We start from the raw sequence: 21,066 nt of genomic DNA on the forward strand, positions 1-21,066 counted from the left end.
CGCGGCGCCCAGGTTCTCGATCAGGTGGGCGACGCGGTAGGTGATGACGCGCGTCTTCCCCGAACCCGCCCCCGCCAGGATGAGCAGCGGGCCTTCGACCGATTCAACGGCCTCGCGCTGCTGCGGGTTCAGATCATTGAGGAATTGGGTCATTGAGTCATCGGGTCATTGAATCACTGAAACTAGCCGCGAGTTGTGCGCTGCGATGCCGCGAAGATGGCCAGCAATTCCGTCGCTTCTTTGAGCAGACTCTCCATTTTCGCTGCCCGAACAATGCCGCTTTCGACCAGCATCTCAAGCCAGAAGACGGTTTCATCGGCTTCTTCCACAACTACTCCAATCTTGGCGACGAATTCCGCCTTCGAACGCGCGCGGCAAACAGCGCGATAGTTGGCTGCGACAGATGTTCCAGACCGCAACGCCTGGCGTCCCATGATTTGCGCAACGGGCGAGCGCGGCAGTGCGCGAAAGAGCTTTACAATCCTGAGCGCAAACTCCTTCGTGCGCTTCCTAAGCTGCTCTGGCTGGCTCTCCATGAGTTTCTCCGCGATTCTAACAATGGCTCAATGACCCGAGGACTCAATGGCCCGATTTCTTCCGGCACTCCCCACAGGGGCAGATATCCCGCAGAAAGTCCCAGGAGTAGATGCCGTGCTCGTGGCCGTCGTTCCAGGTGAAGCGGATGGCGTACTTGCCCACCGCCTCGGCCTTCACCGGCTTCGAGGGCTGGCGAAACATGGGCAGCCCGCCGGGCTTGGTCGGGGGCGGCTCGCCGGGCTGGCGGCCGTCCTTGCCGCGCTCATCGTCGCACAGCGCGCAGGGGCAGGCGTCGCGCAGGAACCGGAAGCTGTAGCTGGAGCGGTGGCCGTCCTTCCACTCGATCTCTACGCCCGTACCCGTGGTCAGGTTGACCACGACGGACTTGGGATCGGGCGCGGGCGGCGGAACGGGCGGCATGGATTCAGTATCGCACGGTGCGACAGGCAGCATTCAGCGGTCAGCCAGTCGGCACTCGGCCATTTGCCTGCCCGCGTCAACTCCTGTAAAATCTATGTCTTGTCCCACCAGTTCTGATTCCACCTGGAGCAGTCATGGCGAGAGTTTGCGACATTTGCGGCAAGGGGCCGCAGTTCGGCAACAACATCAGTCACGCCCACAACAAGACCAAGCGGCGCTGGAACGTGAACCTGCGCCCGGTGCGCGCCCGCGTCATGGGCGCCAGCAAGCGGATGCGCGTCTGCACCGGCTGCCTGCGCAGCGGCAAAGTCGTAAAAGCCTAGACTTCCGCGATCACATCAATCTCCACCAGCGCGTCCTTGGGCAGGCCGGCGACTGCGACCGTGGCCCGCGCCGGCGGCTCGGTCTTGAAATACTTCGCGTACACCTCGTTCATGGCGGCGAAGTCCGCCATGGTGCGCAGGTAGACCGTGGTCTTCACCACCCGCTCCAGATCGCTGCCGGCGGCTTCCACGACGGCCCGCAGGTTCTGGAGCACGCGTTCGGTCTGCGCCGCCACGTCGCTTCCCACCATGGCGCCGGTCTTCGGATCCAAAGCCACCTGCCCGGAGACGAAGACGAATCCTCCCGCCTTGATTCCCTGCGAATAGGGGCCGATGGCTTTCGGTGCTTCGTTCGAATCGACCGGATAGCGCATGAAGTTCCTCCTGACTAGAGTTTGAGCACTCGCTGCACGTCGCGCACACCGGGGACCTTGCGCAGCCCGGCGACGATGCGGTCCAGGTGCTTGACGTCCTCGACGTCGATGACCACGCCAATGCTGGCGTGGCGATCTTCGCTATCGGCCTCGATGTTGCGGATGTTGGTGCTGTCGTCGCTGATGATGCTGGTGACCTGCTTCAGCATGCCGGCGCGGTTGTCGCAGTAGAGCGTGAGCTTCACCGGATAGGTGCCGGAGCGCTTGTCCTTGGCCCACTCCACCACGATGCGCCGGTCCGCTTCGTACATGAGGTTATTGACGTTGGGACAGGTCTTGGAGTGGACGGCCACGCCCTTGCCGCGGGTGACGTAGCCGATGATGTTCTCGCCGCGGATGGGATTGCAGCAGCGGGCGCGATAGACCATGAGGTCGTCGTGCCCGCGGACCTTGATGGCGCCGGAATCCGCGCTCCAGCCGAACACCCGGCGCATGGCGCTGGTGATCTTCCCCGGCTGCTCCTCCGCGGCCGCTTCCTTCTCCGAGGCCGGCGCCAGGTGCCCCAGCACCTGCCGCGTCGAGAACTTGCCGTAGCCGATGCCCGCCATCAGATCATCGGGCCCTCCCAGGCCGTACTCCGAGGCCACGCGCTGGAACTCGGCTTCCTCGATCTCCTTCAGCGCCACGCGATACTTGCGCGCTTCCTTCTCGATGAGCTTGCGCCCGATCTCGATGGCGCGCTCGCGCTCGTGGATATTGAGCCAGTGCTTGATCTTGTTGCGCGCGCGCGATGACTTGGCGAATCCCAGCCAGTCGCGGTTGGGCTTGTGGCCCGCCTGGGTCATGATCTCCACGATGTCGCCGTTGTTGAGCGTGGTGCGCAGCGGCACCATGCGCCCATTCACCTTGGCCCCGGTGCAGGTGTGCCCCACCTCGGTGTGGATGGCGTAGGCGAAGTCCACCACGGTCGCGTCCCGCGGCAGGATGACGATCCTCCCTTTGGGCGTGAAGGTGTGTACCTCTTCCGGGTAGAGGTCGATCTTGAGCGTGGAGAGGAACTCGTTGGGATCGCTGACGTCCTGTTGCCACTCCACCACCTGCCGCACCCAGGCCAGCCGCTGCTCGTCCTTGGCGGTGACCGGAGCGCCGTCCTTGTACTTCCAGTGCGCCGCGATGCCTTCCTCGGCCAGCTTGTGCATCTCCTCGGTGCGGATCTGCACCTCGAAGGGCGTGCCGTTCTCCGCGATGACCGTGGTGTGCAGCGACTGGTAGAGGTTGGGCCGCGGCATGGCGATGAAGTCCTTGATGCGCCCCGGCACCGGCTGCCACAGGTTGTGGATCGCGCCCAGCACGCCGTAGCAGTCCTTCACCGACTTGGTCACGATGCGGATGGCCAGCAGGTCGTACACCTGGTCCACGGTGATGCGCTGGCGCTGCAGCTTCTGGTAGATGCTGTAGTAGCGCTTGATGCGGCTCTCCACCTTGGCCGTGATGCCGTTCTCCTTGAGCTTCTCGCGGATGACGGCCTCGATCTGCTCCAGGAAGTGCTCGCCGGTCTTGCGACGGGCTTCGACGGCGTCCTTGACCTGGCGGTAGCCGATGGGATCGACGTGGCTGAAGGCCAAGTCCTCGAGCTCGCCGCGGACTTTGCCCATGCCCAGGCGGTGGGCGATGGGCGCGTAGATCTCCAGCGTCTCGCGGGCGATCTGCTCCTGGCGCGCGGGTTTCAGGTGGGCCAGGGTGCGCATGTTGTGCAGGCGGTCGGCCAGCTTGATGAGCACCACACGGATGTCGTCCACCATGGCCAGCATCATCTTGCGGACGTTCTCCGCCTGGCGCTCCTCGCGGGTGGCAAAGTCGATCTTGGAGATCTTGGTGACGCCCTCGACGATCTGCGCCACCGGCTCGCCGAACTCCCGCCGGATGTCGTCCACGGTGACCACGGTGTCTTCCACCAGGTCGTGGAGCAGGCCGGCGGCGATGGCGGTGGCGTCCAGCTTCATTTCCGCCAGCACCATGGCTACCTGCAAGGGATGCACCAGGTAGGGCTCGCCGGAGGCGCGCGACTGCCCGCGGTGATGCTCCAGCGAGTAGTCGTAGGCCTTGCGGATGATCTCCAGATCGTCGCTCGGCCGATTGGCGCGGACCTTCTTCAGCAGGTCGCGGTACTTGGTGACCGTGAGGACGTTGGTGGCGATCTGATGGCGCAGGGTAGCCACGGTTAGCCTGATTATAGCTGTGCGCTCACGCCCCTTGTCCCCGGCTCCGGGAACAGGCATAATGCGCCGCGCAAAGACGGGAGAGACCCATGTACTGCATCGCCTGCGGCGCCCAGAACTCCGACCAGGACAAGTTCTGCAACCGGTGCGGCAAGCCGCTGGTCACCGCCGCGGGCGCCGGCGCCCAGATCGCCGCCGTAGCGTCCGCTGCTCCCGTCGCGCCAAGCACCGCCTATCGCCAGGGGAACAGGCTGGTCGTCCCCAAAGGCGCGCCGCTGCCGCCGTACTGCGTGAAGTGCGGGCAGCCGGTGACGGGCGAGCCGCTCAAGAAGATCTTCTTCTGGCATAACCCCTGGCTTTTCCTGATTGCTCTCTTGAGTCCGATCATCTACATCATCGTGGCGATGATCGTGCGCAAGCGCGCCGATGTGGCGATTCCCATGTGCGACGAACACCGCCAGCGCCGCAAGAACCTGATCATCGCCGCCTGGGTCCTCGGCTTGGGCTGTATCCCCGGCGGGATCCTGGTGGGCTCGCTGATCCACGACTCCGACGCCGGCGCCGGCCTGGGCTTCCTGGTGGGCCTGCTGATGCTGATCGGATCCATCGTTACCTCGACCCTGGCCCGCCCCATGAGGCCGAGGGAGATCGCCGAGTTTTCCGCGACCTTCTCCGGCGTCGGCGAGCAGTTCCTAACCCACCTGCCGTCGCGGTAAGGATGGTGTGGAACAGGCGCGGACTGTGTGGCACAGGCGTCCTCGCCTGTGCAGCGTCCCGAAGGGATGCTCCCGTTGACACTCCGCCCGCACTCCATAAGAATGACCAGCGATGAACATCCTGGTCAGCGGCGCCACGGGGCTGGTGGGCTCCGCGCTCATCCCCGCGCTTGAATCCGCGGGACATACCGTTCGCCGCCTGGTGCGCCAGCGCCCCGAAGCCGGCTCGCCGGACGTCTACTGGGACCCGATGGGTTCGTTCGATCCGGTGGGCGGCATCGAAGGCTTCGACGCCGTGGTGCACCTGGCGGGGGAGAGCGTGGCCGCGCGCTGGACCCGCAACAAGAAGGCGCGCATCCTCAACAGCCGCAAGCAGGGCACCATGACGCTGGCTTCGGCCGCAGCCCGCAGCAAGAAGCCGCCCAAGGTGATGGTCTCCGCCTCCGCCGTCGGCTACTACGGCAATCGCGGCGACGAAGTGCTGACCGAGGAGAGCGCCGCCGGCTCCGACTTCCTTGCCGACGTGGCGCGCCAGTGGGAGACGGCCACCGCACCTGCTGCCAAGGCCGGCATCCGCACCGTGATGCTGCGCATCGGATTCATCCTCAGCCCGCGCGGCGGCGGACTGGCCCGCATGCTCCCGCCGTTCCGCATGGGCCTGGGCGGAAAGCTAGGTAGCGGCCGCCAGTGGATGAGCTGGGTCTCGATTCACGACGTGGTCGGCGCCATCCAGCACGCCCTCGCGACCGAGGCGCTCCAGGGGCCGGTGAACACCGTGGCGCCCCATCCCGTCACCAACGCGGAGTTCACGCGCACGCTGGGGCGCGTCCTCTCCCGCCCCACCATCTTCCCCATGCCCGGCTTCGCTGCTCGCCTGGCCTTCGGCGAGATGGGGGACGCGCTGCTGCTCGCCAGCCAGCGCGTGCAGCCGGTGAAGCTTCAGTCTTCAGGATTCCAGTTCCGCCATCCGGAGCTGGAAGGCGCGCTGCGGGAGCTGCTTAAACCCTAACGATTGCCATCCTGAGCGAGCGCCGAGCCCGCGCTGCGGGCGATGGCACGAGTCGAAGGACCCCTACTCCATCACAACCATGAAGGTTGAGCGAGGTCACTTCTGGAAGAACATCTTCACCGCGACACCCGCCAGCACCACCGCAAAGACTCTCCGCAGCACGAGGTTCGACAACTGCTGCGCCCAGGCGCCGCCGAAATACGCGCCCACGAGCACACCGGCGGCCATCAGCAGGCCGACTTTGAAGTTGACGTTCCCTGCCTTGTAGTACTCCATGATGGCGAAGATGCCGGTCGGCCCCAGCAGCATGACCAGCGACGTCCCCTGCGCCATCTTCTGGTCCATGTGGAAGGCGTACACCAGAAGCGGGATGGCAATCACCCCGCCCCCCACCCCGATCAGCCCGGCAAAAATCCCTACTCCCACCCCCAGCACCAGCGCCAGAATCAGCATCAGCATGGTCTTCGCCTCGTCCTCTTTTTTACATCCCGAGCCCGCCGCTGCGGGCAAGGGAGCCCTACCCCCAGAACAACATCAAGAAGCCTACTTTGTAGAAAACACGGCCAAAAACTCCTCCGCCCGCTCGCGCACGTTCTTCACGTGCTTCTGCAGCTTCAGCCCGCTGCCCTCTTCCAGGATGGGAATGAGCTTGTCGAACTCCGGCCCGGAGTGCGACCCGGTGATCACCAGCCGGATGGGATGGTATAGCTCCTTCCCCTTGGCGCCCGTCTCTGCCTTCACCTCGTTGACGATGGATTTGAATCCCTCCACCGTCATCGCCTGCCCGGCCGGCACCCGGCGGCAGAAGGCCTCGATGACCGCGCGGGTCTTCTCCCAAGCCAGCACATCGGCGTTATCGGGCGAGGCCAGCGCCGCCTTGGCGTCGCAGGCAAAGATGGAAGCCGCGCGCTCCGGCAACTGCTCCAAGCGGTCTACCGAGGGCGCCAGCAGCTCCACCACCTTCTCGAACCACGCCCGCGCGCTCGCCTCCGGCTGCTCCGTCATCCAGCCCGCTTTGATGAAAAACGGCAGGCTCAGCTCCGCCACCCGCTTCGCCCCAGACTGCTTTACAAACTGCCGGTTCAGCCAGTAGAGCTTCTCGAAGTCGAAGATGGCCGGAGAAGCGGTGACGCGCTCGAGCGAGAACTCCTTGAGCAGTTCGTCTTTGGTGAAGATCTCGCGGTCGCCGCCGCTGGGCGCCCAGCCCAGGAGGCCCAGGTAGTTCATCAGCGCCTCTGGCAGCACGCCCATCTCGCGGAAGTTCTCGAGGGAGGTGGCGCCGTGGCGCTTGGAGAGCCGTTCCCGGTCGCTCCCGAGGATGGTCGAAAGGTGCGCGAACTCGGGCGGCAGCCATCCCAGCGCCTCGTAGAGCGCCACCTGCTTGGGGGTGTTGGAGAGGTGGTCGTCGCCGCGGATGACGTGAGTGATCTTCATCAGTGCATCGTCGATCACCACCACGTAGTTATAAACCGGCAGGCCGCTGGAGCGCAGGATGATGGGATCGCTCACCACCTCGTGGGCGAACTCCACATCTCCATGCACCAGGTCGTGGAAGCGGATGGGATGTTCGGGGATTTGCAGGCGGATGGCCGCGGCCTCTCCCGCAGCCCGACGACTCGCCGACTCCTTGGGATCAAGCGCCCGGCACTTGCCGGAATAGCGCGGCGAGCGGTGCTCGGCCAGCGCCCGCTTGCGCTCCTGCCCCAGCTCCTCGGCGGTGCAGAAACAGAGGTAGGCCTTGCCCTCGGCCACCAGACGCTCGGCGTGCTCGCGGTACACCGCCATCCGCTCCGACTGGCGGTAGGGACCGAGCGGCCCGCCCACGTCCGGGCCTTCGTCCCAGTCGAGCCCCAGCCACTTCAGGTCTTGGAAGATCTGCGCCTCTGAGCCGGGTTCGTGGCGCTCCAGGTCGGTGTCTTCGATGCGGAGAATGAACGTGCCGCCCTGCTGCCGCGCGAACAACCAGTTGAAGAGCGCAGTGCGCGCGTTGCCGACGTGCAGATGCCCGGTCGGCGAAGGCGCGAAGCGGACGCGCACCTTCCCGGGTTGATTTGTGATTTGCAATTTGTGATTTGTAATCTGCGTAACCAGCAGCAACCGGACTTGTTCCCATTACAAATTACAAATTGCAGATTCTCAAATCTCTTTGTATCCCTTCCTTCCCATCAGCCCGTAGGTGAGCTTCTTGCCCAGCTCGACGCCGGGCTGGTCGAAGGCGTCCACGCCGTAGAGCTCGCCCGCAAAGGCGGTTTGGAACTCCAGCATCTGGAAGAAGGCGCCGACGGTGTACTCGTCCACCTGGGCAAGCGTCCAGCGGCAGTTGGGACGCCCGGCGCGAGTGAGCGCCGCTTCCGTCGCCCGGCGCTCGGCGTCGAAGAGCGCTGAGAGCTTCTTGCCACCCAGGTAGCCGCAGGAGTCGTAGCGGGCGAAGTCCTTGGGGATGCGCACTTCCGCGCGCGGCTTCTCCACCGCCCAGAAGGTGACCATCTTGTCGCGCGGGCCTTCCATGTAGAGCTGCAACTGAGAGTGCTGATCGGTGACGCCCAGCGCCGCCACCGGCGTCTGCCCGGTCTCCACCACCTCGCCGGCGCGGTTCACGCGCTTGCCCAGCGACTCCGCCCAGAGTTGCCGGTACCAGAGCGCCGCGCCCCACAGGTAGGAGGAGTAGGCAAACACCACCTCGATCGATTTTTTCTTCCGCGTGTTGAGCGCGTGATGCACCACGGCGGATTCGAGCGCGGGATTCGCCTCGAGTTTCGGCGACCAGCAGCGCCGGGTGGCATCCGCGGCGCCGCGCAGCAGCTTCATCACGTCCAATCCAATGAGCGCCGCCGGGACTAGCCCCACCGGCGAGAGCACGCTGAAGCGCCCGCCCACGTTGGCGGGGATGAAGAACAGCGGATACTTCTCCTGCTTGGCGATGGCCAGCAGGTCGCCCTTCTTGGCGTCGGTGATGGCGATGATCTGCGCCCGCGCCTGCTTGCCCAGGGCCTCGGTCATCCATCGGCGCGCAATGAGGAAGGTGGCCAGAGTCTCCGCGGTGGAACCTGACTTGGCGATGACGCACACCGCGGTGCGCTCGGGGTCCAGGCGCTCGAGCACCGCCGCCACGAAGCCGGGATCCACGTTGTCGAGCGAGACCAGCCGCGGCCGCGCTTTCTTCCGCTTGCCGCTGGCCTTGCGCGCGGGCGAGGTCTGCACGGGATGTGGCCCGCGCATGGCCGCGTCCAGCGCATACGCTCCCAACGCCGACCCTCCGATGCCTACCACGAGCACGTCGTCGATGTTCGGCCGCAGGTCGTTGGCAAACTCCACCACCGCGCGCGCCGTGGCCGCGTCCTTGGGCAGATCGGGAAAGCCGATCTCGCCGGAGCGCGCCCGCTGGCGAAAGGACTCGACCGCCGCCCGTGCCGTGTTGGTCTGGAGGTCGCCCGCGCTCAGGCCTTCGGCGCCGACCGCCGACTCCAGCGCGTTCCGGTAGTCGAACTCCGGCAATCTCATGGCGGGAGCATTAGAACCTAAAATCGGCGGAGAGGAAAGTCGCCGTTGTGGGAGATGAGAGAGGGTAGGGGTCCTTCGACTCGCCCGTCACATGCGTTCCGGGCTCGCTCAGGATGACAAGCCTATCGCTGATCGCTGATCTCTACTCCCGGACGCAGGTGCGGGTGATGCGATCGTGCCAGCCCAGGCCGTCTTCATCCACCACTGCCCACAGGAAGCCCAGGCCGAGCGAGGCGCAGGAGACCATCATGGCCAGCGCTCGCCAGCGCCTTTGGTGCCGGGGCACCGGGTTGCCGTCGAAGGTGGTGATCCGCAAGCCGGTCATCTGCAGGCCGGGGGTGGTCCCGCCGTACACCAGGAAGACGTACTGGTAGAGCGCCCAGAAGAAGCCGGGGAGGGCCAGAGCGAAGCCCGCCGCCATGCGCCAGGTAGGAGCGGCGCCGGTCATGTGCAGGAAGATGAGGCCGAACAGCCCAGTGGCCGTGACCACCACGAGCGCATCGACCAACCCGGCGAAGATGCGCTGCGAGGCCGGCGCCAGCCACAGCAGGACTTCCTGCTCCTGCCCGCGCACGTGGACGGTCTCCGCCGCCGCGGGCTCGAGGGTAATGCTGGCGATGGGCGGGGCGGCCACGGGCGCAGCGACTTCTTCCGGCGGCTCCTCGGCCTCGAGGATGCGCGGCTTCTCCACCACCGGCTCGGCCAACGCCTCGACTACCGGTGGCGCCGCGGGACGCGGGAACTCGATGACCTTGGGCGCCTCTACCGGCGACGTCTGCGGCCGCTCGTCCACTTCGAGGGCGAGATCAAAGTCTAGGCTGAGCGAAGAATTGGGGTCGTAGCGCCCGCGTCGCCGGGTGCGGAAATTGTCCACCCGCGAGGTGACCTCCTGCCGCCAGGTGGAGGAGTCTTCCGGACGGTAGAACGGGGCCCCAGGCCCGGGGATGGGGGGCGTAGGCGCGCTGGGAGATGAAGGAGGGTCACAGACGGCCACCGCTGCCATCGGGGCTTCGGCAACCGGCGCGGCGACCGCTTTGCTCGCCAGCATCTCCGCCACTTCGTTCAATAGCACTTCCACCACCGAGGACCTAGGGGCAGGCTCGGGAGCAGGTTCGGGAGCCGGCTCGAGCGAGGCCTCAAAACATTGCTCGCTCACGTCGCTGGCATCCCGGGATTCGGGATCGATGAGAACGGCGACGTGGGGGGCGATCTCCCCGCTCCCGCGGGCAGACGACGACCATCGGTCAGCCGCGCAGGTGCACAGTTCGCCGCAGAGCGGACACGCCATTCCGAATTGGGAGACGCCGAGAGCCGCGGAGCCCGTTTGCGCCCGGCTGCGGCTTTTGCCTGTCCTGCCGCCGCCGTGGTACCTTTTTGCGCTCCCGATGAAGCCCCGCTTACGATTCATTATCACGGCGGCTCTCCTTTGTCACCTGCTTCTCTCACCTGGCTTAGTAACTAGCCAGTTGCCGCCCGACTCGGTTCTTGCCTTCGCCCTCTCTCCCGGCGACGCTTCGCCCTCGTCCGCCGCACTGCCCGACGACCCGCAGCAGGCCTCGTCTTCTTCCGTGCGCGGCTTCGGCGGTCCGGCGCAGCCCGGCGAGCAGGCGATCATCAAAGCGCGCCAGCAGGAAAAGGCCGGCGACGTCTTCACCCTGAGCGGCGAGGTGGAGATCACCTTCCGCAGCTTCGTGCTGCGCGCCGACCACCTGGTGTACGACTCCAAGTCCGGCGAGATCACCGGCGACGGCAACCTCACCCTGGATGGCGGTCCCTACCAAGAGCACATCAGCGCCAGCCACGGCAGCTACAACCTGCACACGGGAACGGGCAAGTTCTACGACGTCGCCGGCACGGTCGGCATCCGCATTGAGAACCGCAGCGTCACCCTTACCTCCCCCAACCCCGTCGCCTTCACCGGAAAGATCGTGGAGAAGACTGGACCCGACACCTACGTGGTCCACAACGGCACGGTGACCTCGTGCGAGCTGCCCAAGCCCAAGTGGACCTTCAATGCCACCCGCATCGTAGTGGAGTTGAACGGCAAGGCGCGGATCTACAACAGCACCTTCCGCATCAAGGGCGCGCCCATCCTGTATCTGCCCTACGCCTCCCATCCCGTCGAGCCCACGCGGCAGTCGGGTCTCCTCATGCCCACCTTCGGTTATTCCAACCGCAAGGGAGCGATCCTGGGCGACTCGGTGTACCTGGTGCTGAACCGCAGCGCCGACGCCACCATCGGCGCCGAGTACTGGTCGCGGCGGGGCTGGGCGCAGCGGGCCGAGTTCCGCGCCCGCCCCAGCGAGACCTCTTACATCAACTTCTCTTTCTTCGGCGTGGTAGACCAGGAAGGCTTCGGCCCCTTGCACATCGACCAGGGCGGGCAGGACATCCGCCTGAGCGCCGAAGAGCAGTTCGCCCACGGCATCCGCGGCGTCGCCGACATCAACTACCTCAGCTCCTTCACCTTCCGCCTGGCCTTCACCGAGACCTTCGCCCAGGCCGTGAACTCGGAGGTAAAGTCGGTCGCCTTCCTCTCCAAGAGTTACCGGGGATATTTCTTTAACACGCGGGTCGGACGCTATCAGAACTTCCAGAGCACCGTGCCCGGCGACCTGGTGACCATCCTGCACATGCCGGGGCTGGAGATTTCGAGCGTGGACCGCCGCATCGGCGCCTCGCCCTTCTACTGGTCCTTCGAGGCGGCCGCGGAAGGCGTGGCCCGCCACGAGCCCCAGTTCTCGACCTCGGCTCTGGTGGGACGCTTCGACGCCTATCCCCGCGCCTCGCTCCCGCTGGTGTACCACGGCTGGACTTTCCGCCCCGAGGCCGCCCTGCGCGATACCTACTACACCGAGCGCCGCCTGCCCACCAGCGGCATCGGCACCACCAGCAGCGAGCCCGTCAACCGCCGCGCTCTTGAAGGCAGCTTCGAGCTGCGTCCCCCGGCCCTGGGCCGCATCTACGAGGGCACGGTCCACGGCCACCGGCTGAAGCACGTCATCGAGCCCCGGGTGATCTTCCGCTACGTGAACGGGGTCGAGAACCTGCCCAACATCATCCGCTTCGACTCCCGCGACATCCTCAGCGACACCAGCGAGGTGGAGTACGCGGTGGTGAACCGGCTCTACGCCAAGCCCGTCTCCAGCGACCCCAACGACGAGAACGCCGGCTCCTCGCGCGAGATCCTCACCTGGGAGCTGGCGCAGAAATATTTTATCAACGACCAATTCGGCGGCGCGGTGGTCAATGGCAAGCGCAACGTCTTCACCACTACGGTGGACTTCACCGGCATCGCCTTCCTCACCGAGCCGCGGCGCCTCTCGCCGCTGGTCTCCAAGCTGCGCATCCAGGCCACGCCCAAGACCGACATCCAGTGGCAGATCGACTACGATTTCAAGCACGATCGCATCAACTCCAGCACCACGCTGGTGGACTACCACATTGGGGATTTCTTCCTGGGCGGCAGCCACGCCTTTCTGCACGTCCCCGGCGAGATCTTCGTGAACCCCACGCCCCTGCCCGCGCCCGACAAGTTCAGCCAGTTCCGCTTCCTGGCGGGCTACGGCGGTCCCAACAAGCGCGGCGTGAGCGCTGCCGGCAACATCGGTTTCGACGCCAACTTCAGCTTCCTGCAGTACGGCGCCTTCCAGAGCTCCTACAACTGGGACTGCTGCGGCATCAGCTTCGAGTACCGCCGCTTCGCCTTCGGCTCGGTGCGCAACGAGAACCAATACCGCTTCGCCTTCACCCTGGCCAACATCGGCACCTTCGGGACGCTCAAGCGCCAGGAGCGCATCTTCTAGCGGCACGAACCGTGCGGCCCAGGCGTCCTCGCCCGTGCGGCCGAGCAAAGCTCGGCAGTGTAATATCTCCCCTGTGAACCTCAATTCCCAGCGCACCACGCTCGACGCCCATCTGCGCTCCCTCGGCCGCCTGCTGGTGGCTTACTCGGGCGGCGTGGACTCCGCCTTCCTGGCCTTCGCCGCCCATGAGGCGCTGGGGGATGGCATGCTCGCCGTCCTGGCCGATTCTCCTTCGCTGGCCCGCGTCCAGCTCCAGGACGCCGTGGCCTTCGCTCAGGAGCAGCGCATCCCGCTCGAGGTGATTGAAACCTCGGAGCTCGGGCGTTCCGATTACGCGCGCAACGATTCCGCCCGCTGTTTCTACTGCAAGGACGAGCTGTTCACCGCGATGGAGGAGCTGCGGCGCGCGCGCGGCTTCGACCGCGTGGCCTACGGCGTGAATCGCGACGACCTCTCCGATTTCCGCCCTGGGCAGAAGGCAGCGACCGAGCACGGCGTGGCCGCGCCGCTGCTCGAGGCCGGGCTCACCAAGGCCGACGTCCGCGCCCTGGCCCTCGCCGCCGGCCTGCGTGTTTGGGACAAACCCGCCTCTCCCTGCCTTTCCTCCCGCATCGCCTACGGCATTCCCGTCACCCCGGAGGCGCTGGCCCAGATCGAGCGCGGCGAAGAGGCGCTGGCCGCACTCGGCTTTCGCCAGCTCCGCGTCCGCCACCACGGCAACCTGGTGCGCATCGAGATCGCTCCCGACGAGCTGCCCCGCGCCCTCGCTCCCGCCATGGCCGCCCAGTTCACCCGCATCTTCAAGGAGCTGGGCTACACCTTCGTCACCCTCGACCTCGAGGGCTTCCGCTCCGGCTCCCTGAACGCTCTGCTGCCCGCCGCCGCGCTCACCCGCTCCCGGTAGGTTCTTGGGGCACAGCCTTTCCCGGAGGTGCGAATTCCTGTGAGATAATCAATGTTTATGCCTTCATTCCTAGCTCTGCGTGGGTGCGCCCTCCTGCTGGCGGTGCTGTTGTGCGTGGGCTGCCCGGCCCAGCACTCTCCGGGCGGCACCTCCCAGGGCCCCGGCAAACCCGTCTCCAAGGATCTGGAGCAGCGCATCCAGCGGCACATCCGCACCTACTTCAGCATCCCGGCCCAAGTGCAGATCCAGGTGGGCGCGCGCCGCGCCAGCGAGTTCACCGGCTATGACCTGGTCCCCGTCACCCTCATCGGCCAGCGCAAGACCAACTACGAGTTCCTGGTCTCGCAGGACGAGAAGACCCTGATCCGCTTCGCCAAGATCGACATCGCCAAGGATCCCTATGCCGAGCTGATGGGCAAGATCGATACCCGCGGCCGCCCGGTGCGCGGCAACCCGGAGGCCAAGGTCACGGTGGTGGTCTATGACGACTTCCAGTGTCCCTACTGCGCCGCCATGCACCACACCCTCTTCCCCGACCTGCTCAAGATTTACGGCGATCGGGTGCGCGTCATCTACAAGGACTACCCGCTCTACGAGATCCATCCCTGGGCCAATCACGCCGCGGTGGATGCCGGCTGCCTGTCGGCGCAGAACTCCGAGGCCTTCTGGGACTTCGCCGATTACGTCCATTTCAACCAGGCGGAGATCAAGGGGAAGGACCGGAAGATCGAGGCCCAGGTCGCGGCGCTCGACCAGGCGGCGGTGGACCAGGGAGGCAAGCACAGCCTCGACCTGGACAAACTCAAGTTCTGCATCCAGAAACAGGACGACGCCACCGTAAAGGCCTCGGTGAAGGAAGCCGAAGGGCTGGGCGTGAACTCTACTCCCAACTTGTTCATCAACGGCGAGAAGGTAGATTACGCCGCGTCGGAGGCGGAGATGCGCGGCTTCTTCGACCGCGCCCTGCGCGACGCTGGGCAGCCCGTTCCCGCAGCAGCCGCGGCCGCGACCCAGACGGCGCCCGCCCCGGCGGCTCTCGCGCCCCCCAAGTGATGAGCGCCGCTGCCGCTTCCGGCCCGCTGTCATAGGTTAGAATTCTGATTCCCGGTGTTCCCGGTCTGTGGAGGATCTGGCTTGAGACGCTACCGAATGCTGATTCGCGTGGTTGTACCTGTGGGCGCGCTACTGCTGCTGCTGGCAACCCTCTCCGGCTGCGACCGGAAGAAGAGCTCGGGCGACGTGGTGGCCCGGGTCAACGGCAAGGCCATCCTGCGCTCGGAGGTGGACAAGTACTACAACAACCAGACCGCGGGCACTCCCCAAAAGCCCAGCGGAGAGGCCGCCACCAGCCTGCGCTTGAACATCCTGCGCGAACTCATTGACAACGAGATCATGATGCAGCGCGCCGAGAAGCTGGGCCTGCTGGCCACCGACGCCGAGGTGGACAACAAGCTCACCGAGATCAAGGCGCCTTACACCGCGGAGGAGTTCGACCGCCGCCTCAAGGACAAGAGCCTCACGGTCGAGGACTTCAAGCTCGACCTGCGCCGCAACCTGACCGTGCAGAAGGTGCTCAACAAGGAGGTCACCTCCAAGATCAGCATCTCCGACGCCGACATCTCCGCCTATTACAACGAACGTAGGGCGGAGTTCAACCTCATCGAGCCGCAATACCACCTGGCCCAGATCCTGATCACGGCGCAGCCCAATGCCCAGGTCCGCAACCTCAAGAACAGCAAGGCCCAGAACGAGGGCGACGCCCGGACCAAGGCGCAGATGGTCATGAACCGGCTGGAGAGCGGCGAAGATTTCGCCTCCGTCGCCATGAACTACTCCGAGGACGCGCAGACCGCCAACAATGGCGGCGACATGGGGTTTGCCCCGGAGTCTTCGCTCAAGACTATGGCCACGCAGGAGCCGGCCACTCGCGAAGCCATCCTGCGCCTGAAGCCAGGTGAGACCAGCGGCATCCTTCCCGTGAGCGCCGGACACCAGGTGCTGGGCTACCGCATCGTCAAGCTGTTGGGCAAGGAGCCCGCCGGGCAGCGCGACTTGAACGATCCCCGCGTGCAGCAGGCCATCCGCGAGCAATTGCGCGACCGCCGCGAGCAACTTCTGAAGGCCGCCTACTACGAGACCGTGCGCGACGAGGCCCGCATCGAGAACTACCTGGCCCAGGAGATCCTGAAGTCCACCAGCCAGAAGTGACCGCGCCCGACTCACCCCGACTGTCCTCCTGAGCCCGGTTCAGCGGGCGAAGGACCTTGCGTTACTCCACCACCGCCAACCCTTCCCCGGCGCTGACCGCGGTACCTGCCGCGGCCAGAATCTTCCGCACCACGCCCTTCCTGGGGGAGCGGATCTCGATCTGCATCTTCATCGCCTCCACCACCACCACGCCTTCGCCGGGCTCGACCGGCTCGCCCTCGGCCTTGAGGATCCGCACCACCTTGCCGGGCATGGGCGCCACCAGGCGGAGGGGACCGGCGTCTTTGCCAGCCGTTGCCTGGCGTCCCCGGAAGGCTCGCGGGTCGCGAACCTTCGCGGCATAGCGGCGGCCCCGGACCACGACCTGCATGGCCCCGTTGGCCTCCGCCTCACGACGGACCTCATACGAGCGCCCTCCCAGCAGCAGCCACAGCACCTCGCACTCCACCGAGACGGATTCGAGCGTCACCTCCCGCCCATCCAAGCGGCAGGCGTATCCCTCTTTCCCGCGCTTCAGCTCCACGCGGTAGCTCTTGCCGGCAATGGCGACCTCGTAGGTCATGGCTTTGCGAATGTCATCCTGAGCGAGCGCCGAGCCCGCTCTGCGGGCGACAGCGCGAGTCGAAGGACCCCTACCCCCTCCACCTTTCCTCCCGCAGTCCCTCCTGCCTCCCCGCCCGCTTCCACGCCTCAGCCGGCCTGGTTCCGTTGGTCGAGACCGCTGCGCCCGGCGCTGGCATGGCCGCAAACAGCGCCGCCGCGATGGCGGCAACCTCCGCCTCCCCTTCCTCCGCCTGCGTGGCGCGGCCGCCCTCGGCTGTGCGCTCTGCCAACAGCCGCTCCAGGAAGCCGGTATCCATCTTCCCCGCAACAAACTCCGGATGCCGCAGGATGCGGCGGAAGAGCGGCAGGTTGGTGGCGAGGCCGCCCACGAAATACTCCTCGAGCGCCCGCTCCATGCGCGCGATGGCCTCCCGCCGGCTGCCGGCATGGGCCACGAGTTTCGACAGCAGCGGGTCGTACTCCAGCGGCACCGTCCAGCCCTCGTACACGCCGCTCTCGTCGCGGATGCCCGGGCCGGCCGGGGTCATGAGCCGCGTGATCTTTCCCGGTGAAGGAAGGAAGTCGTTCTCCGGGTCTTCCGCATAGATGCGGCACTCGATGGCGTGCCCGCGAAGCTGGACGTCCTTCTGTTCAAAGGGCAGCTTCTCGCCCGCGGCGATGCGAAACTGCAATTGCACCAGGTCGAGCCCCGTGACCATCTCCGTCACTGGATGCTCCACCTGCAGCCGGGTGTTCATCTCCAGGAAGTAGAAGTTGCGGCCGGCATCCACCAGGAATTCGACCGTACCGGCGTTGGTGTAGCCGGCGGCGCGGGCCACGCGCACCGCGGTCTCGCCCATGCGGCGCCGCAGGGCCTCGTCCACCAGGGGCGAGGGCGACTCCTCCAGCACCTTCTGATGACGCCGCTGCAGTGAGCACTCGCGCTCCCCCAGGTACACCAGGTTGCCGTGCTCGTCGCCCAGGATCTGCACCTCGATGTGCCGCGGGCTCTCCAGGAGTTGTTCCAGATAGACCTCGCCGCTGCCGAAGGCGCCGAGCGCTTCACTCTCCGCCGCCTGGTAGGCGGAGCGCATCTCCGCGGGCTCGCGCACCCGGCGCATGCCCTTGCCGCCGCCGCCCGCCGCCGCCTTCACCAGCACGGGATAGCCGAGTTTTTCCGCCGCGGACTCCGCTTCCTGCACCGACCGGAGCGTGCCCGAGCCCGGCACCAGGGGAACACCCGCGGCCGCCACGGTCTGACGCGCCCGCGTCTTCGAGCCCATCTGCTCCATGGCCGCCGCGCCCGGCCCGATGAACTTCAGCCCGGCCTGCGCACAACGCCGCGCAAACTCCGCGTTCTCCGAGAGGAAGCCGTAGCCGGGGTGGACGGCCTGGGCGCCCGTCCGCCGCGCCGCTTGCAGCAGCTTCTCGATGTTCAGGTAGGACTCGCTTGCCGCCGCGGGACCCAACGCGCAAGCTTCGTCCGCCCGGCGCACGTGCAGCGCCTCGCGGTCGGCCTCCGAATACACCGCCACGGTGGCGATGCCCAGCTCGCGGCAGGCGCGCATCACCCGCACCGCGATCTCTCCCCGGTTGGCGATGAGGATCTTCTTGAACATCGTCTCTATGCGGTCATCCTGAGTCCCGCATTGCGGGACGAAGGACCTTACGTCTGGCTTTGGTTTGCGATCTTCAGTGCGGCGCCTAGAGCGCGCCCCGAAATCCTAGCAGAAACACGAAGGCCCCTCGCCGGAGCAAGGGGCCTGGCGCAAAGCGAAGGTGGTTACGGTTGCGGGGTCTGGGACTGGTCGAGGGTGATGCCGCCGGAGCCGGTCTGCTTGGCCGCCTTGGCCTTCTTGGTGGCCATGGTCTTCTCCACCCACTCGTCGGCCTTCTTGTAGTCGGCGGCGCGGGCGTCTGGGTCCTCGCACTCGTAGTCGGCCCGCTCCCGGTACAGCAGGTTCAGGTAGGCCATGGCATCTTCGTAGTCCGGGCGAATCTGGATGGACTTCTCCAGCATCTGCATGCCTTCCTGAACCTTGTCCTGGTTCTTGGCGCGGATCTCGGCGCAGACCTTCTTGTCCTTCAGCGGCTCATCCGGCCTCAGTCCCAGCTTGGCGCGCGCTTCCATGCGCGGCACGTAGGTCTGGGTCCAGTCGATGACCGCGATGGAATAGTAGGCTTCCGGGTCGTTGGGATCGCTCTGGATGACCTGCCGCTGGAATTCCTTGGACTGGTCGAACTTCTTCATCTGAAAGTAGAGGGCAGCGATCCCCTTCAGGCTGTTGAGGTTGCCGGGCTTGAGCTTCAGCACCTCCTGAAACTGCTCGATGGCCAGCTCGGCGTTGCGGTTGTTGTCCGGGCTGTCCACTCCGGGGACGTACTGCTGGGCGTAGGCGGTGGCCAGATAGAGGCGGGCGTTGAGCAGCCGCGGATCCAGCTCCACGGCGTTCTTGAAGTGGTCGATGGCCTCGTCGTAGTGGGCGCTCTTGTACTGCTGCACGCCCTTGTTGAGCTGGTCGCGCGCCTTGAGCTTATTGCATCCGGCCGCCAGCGAAACCAGCGCCGCCAGCGCTACCACCGCCGCGATTCTTGCTCCTTGCCTCATCCCCTGAAGATTCTCCTTGGCTTGCTCAGGACTCGCAACTCGTAACTCAAGCCTGTCTTACTGTCCCTGCTCGATCTTGGCGGTGATCAGCCCGACCTTGTCCACCTGGGCGGCGTGCGCGATGTCAATCACCTGGGCCACGTCCATGAAGGGGACCTCGGAATCGCCCTTCACGAACATCACCCGCTCGGCCCGGGTCTTGAAGATATCCTCCAGCTTGGCCTGCAGGTCGGTCCAAGCGACGTCGTCCTGATTGATCTTGAGCTTGGCCCGCTCGTTGGCGCCCGCCCAGATCACCTGCACCACGATGGTGCGGTCGGTCGGGGTCACCTGGGACTGCGGGTCCTTGGGCGGCTGCGGGACCAGCGCATCCAGTCCCTTGGGCTCCAGGGGGGTGATCACCATGAAGATGATGAGCAGCACCAGCAGCACGTCGATGAGCGGAGTGACGTTGATGTTGGCGCTGGGCCCGCCCGATCCTGCCATTGTGATTGACATGTTCGTGTCCTCGCTATTCCCCTTTTTCGCTACTGCGGCGGCGGCGCTTGGGTGGAAATCGTCTGCTTGCGCTGTTCGGTCAGCAATCCCACCTGGTCCACGCCCGCCGAGCGGATGTTATCCACCACTTCCACCACGCTGCCGTACTTGGCGCGCGCATCCGCCTTGATGAATACCCGCTTGTCCGTCTTTTTCTCCAGACGGTCCTTCACCTTCTGGGTGAGCTGGTCGGCGGTCACCTGATCGGAGCCGAAGAAGATCTTGCCGTCGCGCATTACCGCAACCAGCAGCGCGTCTTCCTGGTCCGCATCCTTCATGGATACGGGATTGTCGGTCTTGGCCAGCTCCACGCTCACGCCCTTCTGCAGCATGGGCGTGATCACCATGAAGATGATCAGCAGCACGAGCATCACGTCCACCATGGGCGTGACGTTGATGTCGGAGGTGACGGCCAGGGTTCGTTTTGGCAGTGGCATGGGTTGGTCTCCTGCGGCTCTCGGGCGCCTGCGCCGTGCCCTGGAGACGCCCCTCTGGGCGTCGCCGAACAGATCCGGCGCACCGGCGACCCGGAAAGCCGCTGCTTACTTCTTCGCCCTGCCCGAGCGCTTCAGGAAGTAGTCGATCAGTTCGCTCGAGGAGTTGTTCATCTCTACGTCGAAGGCCTCCACCTTGTTGGTGAAGTAGTTGTACATCATCACCGCCGGGATGGCCACGAACAATCCGAAAGCCGTGGTCACCAGCGCCTCGGAGATGCCGCCCGCCACCGCGCCCAGTCCGGTCGCCTTCTGCTTCGAGATGCCCTCGAAGGCGTTGATGATGCCCACCACGGTCCCAAACAGTCCCACGAACGGGGCCGTAGAGCCGATGGTGGCCAGGCCGCCCAGGCCGCGCTTGAGCTCGGCATGGGTGATGGCTTCGGCCCGCTCCAATGCCCGCTTGGAGGCCTCGATCTCCTCCCCGGGGATGTCCGGAGAGTCCTGGTGCGCGCGGAATTCCTGCAAGCCCGCCGTCACCACTTTGGCCAGATGGCTCTTCTTGTTGCGCTCCGCCACCCGGATGGCTTCGTCGATGCGCCCGTCGCGCAGCGCTCCCGCCACTTGCGGCGCGAACATCCGAGACTGCTTGCGGGCCGCGCTGAACGCGATGCCGCGGTCAATCATCACCCCGATCGACCACGCCGACATCACCAGCAGGGCGACAACGACGGCGAGCGCCGGGTATCCCATCTGATGGATCAGCGACCGGATGTCCCACCCGATCTGGGCTTCCTGAAACATCGCCAGCGCCAGCGCCGGAGCGTTGGTTAGAACAGCGGTTGCAAGATTCGAAAGCAACATGGGTTGATCCTTCCTCCTCGAAAAAACTTGTTCGTTAAAATGGTCTAACTTCCTCGGCTGGTC

General features: G+C 65.7%; 22 protein-coding genes. 7 read left to right on the forward strand and 15 right to left on the reverse strand.

Annotation, left to right across the window (positions count from 1 at the left end):
* The 3 genes from VGQ94_05170 to VGQ94_05180 all read right to left on the reverse strand — a co-directional run.
* Nucleotides 1–153: UvrD-helicase domain-containing protein (locus VGQ94_05170; GenBank protein HEV2021898.1), on the reverse strand; the 153-nt coding region annotated here is incomplete at its 3' end.
* A gap of 29 nt (nucleotides 154–182) precedes the next feature.
* Nucleotides 183–536 (reverse strand): four helix bundle protein, encoded by a 354-nt coding sequence (locus VGQ94_05175; GenBank protein ID HEV2021899.1) that lies wholly within the window; start codon nucleotides 534–536, stop codon nucleotides 183–185.
* 43 nt (nucleotides 537–579) lie between these two features.
* A complete protein-coding gene (locus VGQ94_05180) occupies nucleotides 580–957 on the reverse strand; it encodes a DUF971 domain-containing protein (protein HEV2021900.1) in 378 nt (125 codons plus the stop codon).
* A gap of 134 nt (nucleotides 958–1,091) precedes the next feature.
* Between VGQ94_05180 and rpmB the strand changes: the two genes are divergently transcribed.
* Nucleotides 1,092–1,280 (forward strand): 50S ribosomal protein L28, encoded by a 189-nt coding sequence (rpmB, locus tag VGQ94_05185; GenBank protein HEV2021901.1) that lies wholly within the window; start codon nucleotides 1,092–1,094, stop codon nucleotides 1,278–1,280.
* On the opposite strand, the gene VGQ94_05190 is transcribed toward rpmB, so the two are convergent.
* Together VGQ94_05190 and VGQ94_05195 are read right to left on the reverse strand one after the other, a co-directional pair.
* Nucleotides 1,277–1,654 carry a RidA family protein gene (locus tag VGQ94_05190; protein HEV2021902.1) on the reverse strand — a complete coding sequence of 126 codons (378 nt, stop codon included), beginning with the start codon at nucleotides 1,652–1,654 and terminating at the stop codon, nucleotides 1,277–1,279. The two genes, rpmB and VGQ94_05190, sit on opposite strands and share 4 nt — an antisense overlap.
* Before the next feature lie 14 nt (nucleotides 1,655–1,668).
* Nucleotides 1,669–3,873 carry a bifunctional (p)ppGpp synthetase/guanosine-3',5'-bis(diphosphate) 3'-pyrophosphohydrolase gene (locus VGQ94_05195; GenBank protein ID HEV2021903.1) on the reverse strand — a complete coding sequence of 735 codons (2,205 nt, stop codon included), beginning with the start codon at nucleotides 3,871–3,873 and terminating at the stop codon, nucleotides 1,669–1,671.
* Between the two features lie 89 nt (nucleotides 3,874–3,962).
* Between VGQ94_05195 and VGQ94_05200 the strand changes: the two genes are divergently transcribed.
* Both VGQ94_05200 and VGQ94_05205 read left to right on the forward strand, forming a co-directional pair.
* On the forward strand, nucleotides 3,963–4,589 hold the full coding sequence (locus tag VGQ94_05200; protein HEV2021904.1) for a zinc-ribbon domain-containing protein: 627 nt from the start codon (nucleotides 3,963–3,965) through the stop codon (nucleotides 4,587–4,589).
* A gap of 112 nt (nucleotides 4,590–4,701) precedes the next feature.
* Entirely contained in the window at nucleotides 4,702–5,598 is an 897-nt protein-coding gene (locus tag VGQ94_05205) for a TIGR01777 family oxidoreductase (GenBank protein ID HEV2021905.1), read from the forward strand.
* A gap of 96 nt (nucleotides 5,599–5,694) precedes the next feature.
* Here the strand turns inward: VGQ94_05205 and VGQ94_05210 are convergent, their stop codons facing one another.
* The 4 genes from VGQ94_05210 to VGQ94_05225 form a co-directional block, all read right to left on the reverse strand.
* The gene (locus tag VGQ94_05210) at nucleotides 5,695–6,108 is read right to left on the reverse strand and encodes a sulfite exporter TauE/SafE family protein (protein ID HEV2021906.1); all 414 of its coding nucleotides are present in this window, start codon (nucleotides 6,106–6,108) and stop codon (nucleotides 5,695–5,697) included.
* Between the two features lie 33 nt (nucleotides 6,109–6,141).
* Nucleotides 6,142–7,662, reverse strand: a complete 1,521-nt coding sequence (gltX, locus tag VGQ94_05215; GenBank protein HEV2021907.1) for a glutamate--tRNA ligase — start codon at nucleotides 7,660–7,662, stop codon at nucleotides 6,142–6,144.
* A 72-nt stretch (nucleotides 7,663–7,734) separates the two neighbouring features.
* On the reverse strand, nucleotides 7,735–9,099 hold the full coding sequence (locus tag VGQ94_05220) for a glucose-6-phosphate isomerase (GenBank protein ID HEV2021908.1): 1,365 nt from the start codon (nucleotides 9,097–9,099) through the stop codon (nucleotides 7,735–7,737).
* A 142-nt stretch (nucleotides 9,100–9,241) separates the two neighbouring features.
* Nucleotides 9,242–10,387, reverse strand: a complete 1,146-nt coding sequence (locus VGQ94_05225) for an RDD family protein (GenBank protein HEV2021909.1) — start codon at nucleotides 10,385–10,387, stop codon at nucleotides 9,242–9,244.
* Nucleotides 10,388–10,565: 178 nt separating this feature from the next.
* On the opposite strand from VGQ94_05225, the gene lptD reads away from it, so the two are divergent.
* The 4 genes from lptD (at nucleotide 10,566) to VGQ94_05245 (ending at nucleotide 16,017) form a co-directional block, all read left to right on the forward strand.
* A complete protein-coding gene (gene lptD, locus VGQ94_05230) occupies nucleotides 10,566–12,905 on the forward strand; it encodes an LPS assembly protein LptD (GenBank protein HEV2021910.1) in 2,340 nt (779 codons plus the stop codon).
* A 73-nt stretch (nucleotides 12,906–12,978) separates the two neighbouring features.
* Complete coding sequence (gene larE / locus VGQ94_05235; GenBank protein HEV2021911.1) at nucleotides 12,979–13,809, forward strand: ATP-dependent sacrificial sulfur transferase LarE; 831 nt, start codon at nucleotides 12,979–12,981, stop codon at nucleotides 13,807–13,809.
* A 57-nt stretch (nucleotides 13,810–13,866) separates the two neighbouring features.
* Nucleotides 13,867–14,862, forward strand: a complete 996-nt coding sequence (locus tag VGQ94_05240) for a thioredoxin domain-containing protein (protein ID HEV2021912.1) — start codon at nucleotides 13,867–13,869, stop codon at nucleotides 14,860–14,862.
* A gap of 81 nt (nucleotides 14,863–14,943) precedes the next feature.
* A complete protein-coding gene (locus VGQ94_05245; GenBank protein HEV2021913.1) occupies nucleotides 14,944–16,017 on the forward strand; it encodes a SurA N-terminal domain-containing protein in 1,074 nt (357 codons plus the stop codon).
* 61 nt (nucleotides 16,018–16,078) lie between these two features.
* On the opposite strand, the gene VGQ94_05250 is transcribed toward VGQ94_05245, so the two are convergent.
* From VGQ94_05250 to VGQ94_05275, 6 genes are all read right to left on the reverse strand, one after another.
* A complete protein-coding gene (locus tag VGQ94_05250) occupies nucleotides 16,079–16,579 on the reverse strand; it encodes a biotin/lipoyl-containing protein (GenBank protein ID HEV2021914.1) in 501 nt (166 codons plus the stop codon).
* A 70-nt stretch (nucleotides 16,580–16,649) separates the two neighbouring features.
* Complete coding sequence (gene accC, locus VGQ94_05255; GenBank protein HEV2021915.1) at nucleotides 16,650–18,179, reverse strand: acetyl-CoA carboxylase biotin carboxylase subunit; 1,530 nt, start codon at nucleotides 18,177–18,179, stop codon at nucleotides 16,650–16,652.
* 164 nt (nucleotides 18,180–18,343) lie between these two features.
* A complete protein-coding gene (locus tag VGQ94_05260; protein ID HEV2021916.1) occupies nucleotides 18,344–19,168 on the reverse strand; it encodes a tetratricopeptide repeat protein in 825 nt (274 codons plus the stop codon).
* A gap of 57 nt (nucleotides 19,169–19,225) precedes the next feature.
* Nucleotides 19,226–19,666 (reverse strand): biopolymer transporter ExbD, encoded by a 441-nt coding sequence (locus VGQ94_05265; GenBank protein ID HEV2021917.1) that lies wholly within the window; start codon nucleotides 19,664–19,666, stop codon nucleotides 19,226–19,228.
* Nucleotides 19,667–19,695: 29 nt separating this feature from the next.
* Nucleotides 19,696–20,142 (reverse strand): ExbD/TolR family protein, encoded by a 447-nt coding sequence (locus VGQ94_05270; GenBank protein HEV2021918.1) that lies wholly within the window; start codon nucleotides 20,140–20,142, stop codon nucleotides 19,696–19,698.
* A gap of 105 nt (nucleotides 20,143–20,247) precedes the next feature.
* Nucleotides 20,248–21,003 carry a MotA/TolQ/ExbB proton channel family protein gene (locus VGQ94_05275; GenBank protein HEV2021919.1) on the reverse strand — a complete coding sequence of 252 codons (756 nt, stop codon included), beginning with the start codon at nucleotides 21,001–21,003 and terminating at the stop codon, nucleotides 20,248–20,250.
* Nucleotides 21,004–21,066: the final 63 nt, after the last annotated feature.

The sequence above is a fragment of the Terriglobales bacterium genome (genome assembly GCA_035937135.1).
Taxonomy (GTDB): Bacteria; Acidobacteriota; Terriglobia; order Terriglobales; family Acidobacteriaceae; genus DASYVL01.